Source organism: Alphaproteobacteria bacterium, assembly GCA_018063245.1.
Lineage (GTDB): Bacteria > Pseudomonadota > Alphaproteobacteria > JAGPBS01 > JAGPBS01 > JAGPBS01.
The window spans coordinates 1-6,382 of the sequence record JAGPBS010000074.1; the positions used below are offsets into that span (position 1 = coordinate 1).

Here is a 6,382-nt window from a genome sequence, read left to right on the forward strand (position 1 = left end):
CTTTTCATGAGGAGCTCCATATTTTAAAATTTAAAGTGTTTGCTTAATTTGGCGGATGGCCAAAAGCGTTAAATTATAAATTGGCCCAAGGGCCAATGAAGCCAGAAAAGAACAATGAGAATGACAAAAACCTTCGATCCATCAAATTGATGGCGAAGATAGGGCATCATAGTCAAAGATTGCTGTAAGTAAAGGGGTTGCATTTAAGTCTCATGGTTAAACAAATAGAACAAGAAAGGAGAAAATCGTTAGATTAACGCCACCAATTCATTGTTTTTTGTTTCACGCACTGAGTCATGTTCATACCTTACTTTTAAAAAAGAGACAGGATATACTTCTCCCCTTAAGTCTTACTATATCAGATTTTTTATAAAAGTGTGAAAAAAAATGAGCCTCAAGACTGCTGGATAATAGAGCTTAAGTAACAATTTAAAAACCGTCATTGCCTTATCATAGGTGTCCATAGTCTCAATCTCAAACCAGCAGCAATCTTTATCTATCCCTCAAAATACGCTGAACTGCGCCTAAAACCCCTGGCAATTCCTCCTCAAACCCATTTTCTTTTGCCTTTTTCAGCCATTTCCGGGACTCAACGATGTCTTTTTTCACGCCCAAACCATCTCTATAAACAACGCTCAAGTTATACATTGCCTCTGGATTTCCTTGCTGAGCTGCTTTCATAAACCATTCAAATGCTCCAGTTTCATTTTTCTTCGTACCAAAGCCATTGAGATACATATAACCAACACCGCATTGCCCCCCAGCATCTCCTTTTTCAGCAGCTTTCATGTACCATTTAAGGGTCTCAGTATTATTCTGCTTAACCCCCAACCCATTCAAGTACATATAGCCAATATTCACTTCTGCATCAGTATTTCCTTGCTCTGCTGCCTTTGTAAAGAGCTTGAAAGCTTCGGTGTAATTTTTCGCAACACCCTTTCCTCTCAAATATAGCCCTCCTAGATTATACTGAGCCATAGAAGACCCTTGCTCAGCGGCTCTCATAAACCACTTAAAGGCTTCAGCCTCATTTTTCTCGACGCCCTCCCCAAGTTCATATGAGGCGCCCACATGAATCTGCCCATCAACAGCCCCTTGCTCTGCTGCTTTCATAAACCACTTAAAGGCTTCAACAGCATCTTTCTGGACGCCTAATCCATTGAGATATATATAACCTAGGCTCGTCTGCCCGTCAGGATCACCTTGCTCTGCTGCCTTCATATACCATTTAAAGCCCTCGGCCTCATTTTTCTGGGTCCCGAGCCCCTCCAAAAACAAATAACCGACACCACTTTGACCACCAGCATCTCCTTTTTTAGCTGCTTTCATGTACCATTTGAAAGCTTCAGCCTCATTTTTCGAAGTGCCCAAACCATTAAAATACATATAGCCTAATTGCACCTGAGCATCTAAATCTCCTTGCTCTGCGGCCCTCGTATACCATTTAAAGGCCTCGGTATAATTTGGCACATCTCCATCTCTTTCATAATAGTAACCCAAAGCATATTGAGACTCAGCATCTCCAGCCTCAGCCTCTTTTTTTATTGTCTCAATAGTGAGCTCTTGTGCGAAAGCCATTCTGCTCGTTCCCACAAAAGTCAAAGAACACAAAGCCACGAAAACGACTGTTAATAATATATTTTTATTCACTTTTTGTATCCATTTTTTATAGCCAATTCAATCCATCTTTCAGCTTCAACTTGATTTTGCTCAATACCGTGACCACCTTCATACATAAGGCCAAGATAATATTGGGCTGCAGGTTTTCCTTGCCCTGCCGCTTTTAACATCCATTTAAAAGCTTCAGCATCATCCTGAGGAACACCTTTTCCGGTTGCATATAAATAGGCCAATTTAAACTGGGCATCCATAAGACCCTGCTCCGCTTGGCGTTGAGTCCTCTCAAATGACCAAGTTTCAAATGTGTGTCTGACCGGGGTTAAAAAGGAGTCCTCCGCTCTATAAGAGCCGATGATTGGCATCATGATACCAACGGCGACAATAAAAAGAAGAGACTTTTTCGCCTTCTGTTTCAATCCAACTTGAGTCATTTGGTATCCTGTATAAATAAATAGAAGAATTACATTTATCCAACACATCTTCTATTGTCAATAAAAATCCTTTGCATTCCATCACCTCAAAGCGCTTTTACGACTTCCTCGCACATTTTCTTGGCATCGCCGAAGAGCATCATGGTTTGATCATAATAGAACAACTCATTTTCAACACCTGCATAGCCTGAAGCCATTGATCGTTTCACAAATAGAACCGTCTTTGCTTTTGAAACCTCTAAAATCGGCATACCGTAAATTGGCGAGGCTGGATCAGATTTCGCAGCCGGATTGGTCACATCGTTCGCCCCAATCACAAAGGCAACGTCCGCACTTGCAAAGTCACGGTTGATCTCTTCAAGCTCAAAAACTTCATCGTAAGGAACATTGGCTTCCGCAAGCAGAACATTCATGTGCCCTGGCATTCTGCCGGCAACAGGGTGAATCGCATACTTAATTGAAACACCTTCTTTTTTGAGCAAATCACACATCTCTTTCAAAGCATGCTGCGCTTGCGCAACTGCCATTCCGTAGCCTGGAACAATAATCACAGATGAAGCATTTTTCATGATAAAGGCTGCATCCTCAGCTGATCCACTTTTCACCATTTTATCTTGGTGCGAGCCTGCTGCAGCAACCGATCCTTCAGCACCAAAGCCGCCCAAAATAACACTAATGAATGAACGATTCATCCCCTTACACATGATGTAACTCAGAATCGCACCTGAGGCACCAACCAAAGCGCCCGTGATAATCAGCAAATGATTCTGCAGCGTAAAACCAATACCCGCAGCTGCCCAGCCTGAATAGCTATTGAGCATCGAAATCACAACTGGCATATCAGCACCGCCAATCGGCAGAATCAACAAGAATCCAAGCAAAAAGGAACAAGCCATCAAAAGCCAAAAAGCATGAGGCGATTGATCACGGCACAAAAGAACAATTAACCCAACAACAGCAAGGCCCAACAAAGCATTTAACGTATGCTGGAAAGGAAAAACCAATGGCTTTCCTGTAACAAGACCTTGTAATTTCCCGAAGGCAACCAATGAGCCTGTGAAAGTAATTGCTCCAATCATGGTCCCAAGACTCATCTCAACAAGGCTTCCTGTGAAAATATTCCCAATTTCGCCAATGTGATAGGAGACAGGATCATAAAAAGCAGCCGTTGCCACAAAGACAGCCGCCAGACCCACCAAAGAGTGGAAGGCAGCAACCAATTGTGGCAGAGCTGTCATATGGATCCGAAAAGCAATCACGGCGCCAATAAAGCCACCGATCAAAAGCCCAATCAAAATCCATTCAAATTGCTGAATCTGCGGCGACATCAATGTCGTGCCGATCGCAAGAGCCATACCCACCATCCCATACATATTTCCTTGACGTGATGACTCAGGTGATGAAAGCCCTTTCAGCGCCATAATAAAACAAACTGAAGAGACCAGATAAGCAAGCCCTGTGTATAATTCTGTCATTTCCATGGAACTCACCCCTTCTTCTCTTTTTTACGAAACATCTGTAGCATCCTGTAAGTTACAAGGAATCCGCCGAAAATATTCACCCCGGCCAGAATCACCGCAACAAAACCCATGATCTTGGAAAAATTCATCTCACCCGCCGGACCAGCTGCAATGAGCGCGCCAACAATAATAACAGACGAAATCGCATTGGTCACAGCCATTAAAGGTGAATGCAAAGCTGGCGTTACGCGCCAAACCACATAATAGCCAACAAAAATGGCCAAGACAAAAACCGTGAGCGCATTCAAAAAGAACGACGAATGAGACGCTGACTGACTCAGCAGAGCCTCAACCCCTTGATCATTGATCGACATCTTAAAATTCAAATCCATTTGTCTCTCCTTTAAGACTGAAAGCGTTCATGAACGATCTTGCCCTCATGGGTCATCAAGATTGCTTTGATAATCTCATCATCAAGCGGCAAAGAAAGTGCCCCTTCCTTCACCAAAAGCATCATCAAATGATACACATTCTTCGCAAATAATTTCGATGCATCTTGAGCCACAAAACCCGCAAGATTCGTGTAGCCAATAATATGAAGACCATTCACAGTGACAACTTCACCTGGCTTGGTTAGCTCACAATTGCCGCCCTGTTCAGCCGCTAGATCCACAATCACGGAGCCTGGTTTCATTGATTGAACCATCGCCTTTGTCACCAGAACAGGCGCTGGCCTTCCTGGAATCAAAGCTGTTGTGATGATGATATCCTGCTTCGGCACAGTCTCAGCGATCAAAGCCGCTTGCGCTGCTTTGAATTCAGCGCTCATTTCTTTGGCGTAACCACCTGCTGTTTCGGCTTGTTTTGTTTCTTCAGATTCAACCATGACGAATTGCGCACCTAAGGATTGAACCTGCTCTTTGGCTGCTGGCCTTACGTCTGTTGCCGAGACAATCGCGCCCATTCTGCGAGCCGTTGCAATGGCTTGAAGGCCCGCAACACCCGTTCCCATCACAAAAACACGCGCAGGTGCAATGGTTCCCGCTGCTGTCATCATCATCGGAAAAGCGCGATTATACAGATTCGCGGCTTCAATCACAGAGCGATAGCCTGCCAGATTCGCCTGACTTGACAGGATATCCATTGACTGAGCCCTTGTGATACGCGGCACAAGTTCTAATGAGAATGATGTCACTTTGGCATCTGCAATTTTTTGGAGCAATCCATCTTTACGGTAAGGATTCAGAAGCGAAATCAGGTACGATCCCTTTTTCATGGTTGAAACACAGGTTGGCGTGGGGGCTCTGACGGCAAGAACGACGTCTGCCTTTTCGAGAAGCTCTTTCCGGCCCGAGGCTATTTTTGCGCCCATTTTGACAAAGGATTCATCAGAAAAGCCCGCCTTATCGCCTGCTCCTTTTTCAATATGGATATCAAAGCCAGCTGCTGTATATTTGCTGACCAAATCTGGCGTGAGGGCGATGCGGTTTTCATCTTTTTCTTGTTCGAGCGGGATACCAATTTTCAACATATCGGACCTTTTTGTTTTTATCATTTATCCCATAAATTGACAGATTTTATCCAAAATGAAAAGGACAAAGAGAGACCCTAATGAATTATTTCACTGGCATGCTATGAAGTGTGAAATTATTCACTGACATCTTCTGTTGACTCACTTTCATCAGAAGGCTCTTGTATTTCAACTCTCAGTTCATTCTCACCATGAAAATCAAAAGACATGTATACGCCTTTAATATAAAGTCTTGGCCATACAGAATGTATATTATTTGCTAAAAAACGAACCCTAGGGTTATCCGTCAAGGCCGCTTCTGCTAAAGCAGCCTTCGCAACTTCAACCGGATCTTGATTTGGAGCCAATTTGGTTAAATCACAAAGTTTGGGCTGCCTCAAAAGGACCTCGAATTTATAAGTCCCTAGTTGTTTAACTTTTTGAACATAAGGGACCATATCAGGCGATTTCAAAAAAGCTCTCACTTCTTTCTTCAAAATAGAAAAACCTCTTGCAGAATGATTCCCAGCTCCTGTGATGATCTCACAAGACTCTTCATACCTTTCCCATTTTGTCAGGACAAAATCCTCAACCTTATCTAAAGCTTCATTGACTGAATGATCATGAAGATCTATCACCAACCTTGCTTCATTCTTAAGGCAAACATAAATACGATGCTCCGAATTATCGTGTATTTGAGCCATCAAAAGATTGTCTCTTGCAAAATTTGGATTTCTTGGATCCCTAATATTTATTTGGTAAAATGGCAAATCATCTCGCTTTGGTAATTGAAAAACAAGAACAACATACTGATAGTTAATATCTCTTGTCTTTGTCTTTGTACCTACTTTTAGGAGCTCTTCATCAATTTTTGCTCTCAATTCACTCTGGGCAGCTTCGACACTCTCATTATGTTTAAGCTGAATTGATTTACAAAATACTTTCTCCGTAAAACCAAACCTACCTTTTTGAAAATGCTCAGATTGCAAACCTGAACGCACAAGAAGGTTATAAACATTATTTGAATTCATCAACCTCTTATCTAAGGTCTTTCCAAAAAAGTGTACCGGCAATGTCCTTGCATCATTCTCACGTTTTGTATAGTTAGTGAGCGCACAAGCTTTATAGATCCTATCTTCTTCTAGCGTCTCTGAGGGAAGCTCTTTAGGATATGGAACAAGCATAACTGAATGTGGGTATGAAAATTCACGATCAAATGCCTTATACCAATTGACAAAGGCTTCCCAATCACTTTTCTCAAATGAAAAATAGAGCATAAAACTTTCATGAGATGGATCTGCCAGGACCTCTTGAATCAGTTGTTTTAATTTTTCTTGCAATTGATCTAGTGGCATAAAACC

6 protein-coding genes are annotated in these 6,382 nt (G+C 42.4%); all 6 read right to left on the reverse strand.

The window, feature by feature from the left end:
* Positions 1-492: 492 nt before the first annotated feature.
* Positions 493-1,578 carry an SEL1-like repeat protein gene (locus KBF71_08595; GenBank protein ID MBP9878370.1) on the reverse strand — a complete coding sequence of 362 codons (1,086 nt, stop codon included), beginning with the start codon at positions 1,576-1,578 and terminating at the stop codon, positions 493-495.
* A gap of 68 nt (positions 1,579-1,646) precedes the next feature.
* Complete coding sequence (locus KBF71_08600; GenBank protein MBP9878371.1) at positions 1,647-2,051, reverse strand: sel1 repeat family protein; 405 nt, start codon at positions 2,049-2,051, stop codon at positions 1,647-1,649.
* 86 nt (positions 2,052-2,137) lie between these two features.
* Complete coding sequence (locus tag KBF71_08605) at positions 2,138-3,526, reverse strand: NAD(P)(+) transhydrogenase (Re/Si-specific) subunit beta (protein MBP9878372.1); 1,389 nt, start codon at positions 3,524-3,526, stop codon at positions 2,138-2,140.
* 11 nt (positions 3,527-3,537) lie between these two features.
* Entirely contained in the window at positions 3,538-3,903 is a 366-nt protein-coding gene (locus tag KBF71_08610) for an NAD(P) transhydrogenase subunit alpha (GenBank protein ID MBP9878373.1), read from the reverse strand.
* 11 nt (positions 3,904-3,914) lie between these two features.
* Positions 3,915-5,039: a Re/Si-specific NAD(P)(+) transhydrogenase subunit alpha gene (locus KBF71_08615; GenBank protein MBP9878374.1), complete on the reverse strand. Its 1,125-nt coding sequence runs from the start codon at positions 5,037-5,039 to the stop codon at positions 3,915-3,917.
* A gap of 119 nt (positions 5,040-5,158) precedes the next feature.
* Positions 5,159-6,382 (reverse strand): Smr/MutS family protein (locus KBF71_08620; GenBank protein ID MBP9878375.1); only part of this gene is annotated, 1,224 nt, incomplete at its 5' end.

Excerpts from the sequence above, each read along its gene's own strand:
- KBF71_08595 (MBP9878370.1), bottom strand. The coding sequence starts at position 1,578 with ATGGCTTTCGCACAAGAGCTCACTATTGAGACAATAAAAAAAGAGGCT.
- KBF71_08600 (MBP9878371.1), bottom strand. The coding sequence starts at position 2,051 with ATGACTCAAGTTGGATTGAAACAGAAGGCGAAAAAGTCTCTTCTTTTT.
- KBF71_08605 (MBP9878372.1), bottom strand. The coding sequence starts at position 3,526 with ATGACAGAATTATACACAGGGCTTGCTTATCTGGTCTCTTCAGTTTGT.
- KBF71_08610 (MBP9878373.1), bottom strand. The coding sequence starts at position 3,903 with ATGGATTTGAATTTTAAGATGTCGATCAATGATCAAGGGGTTGAGGCT.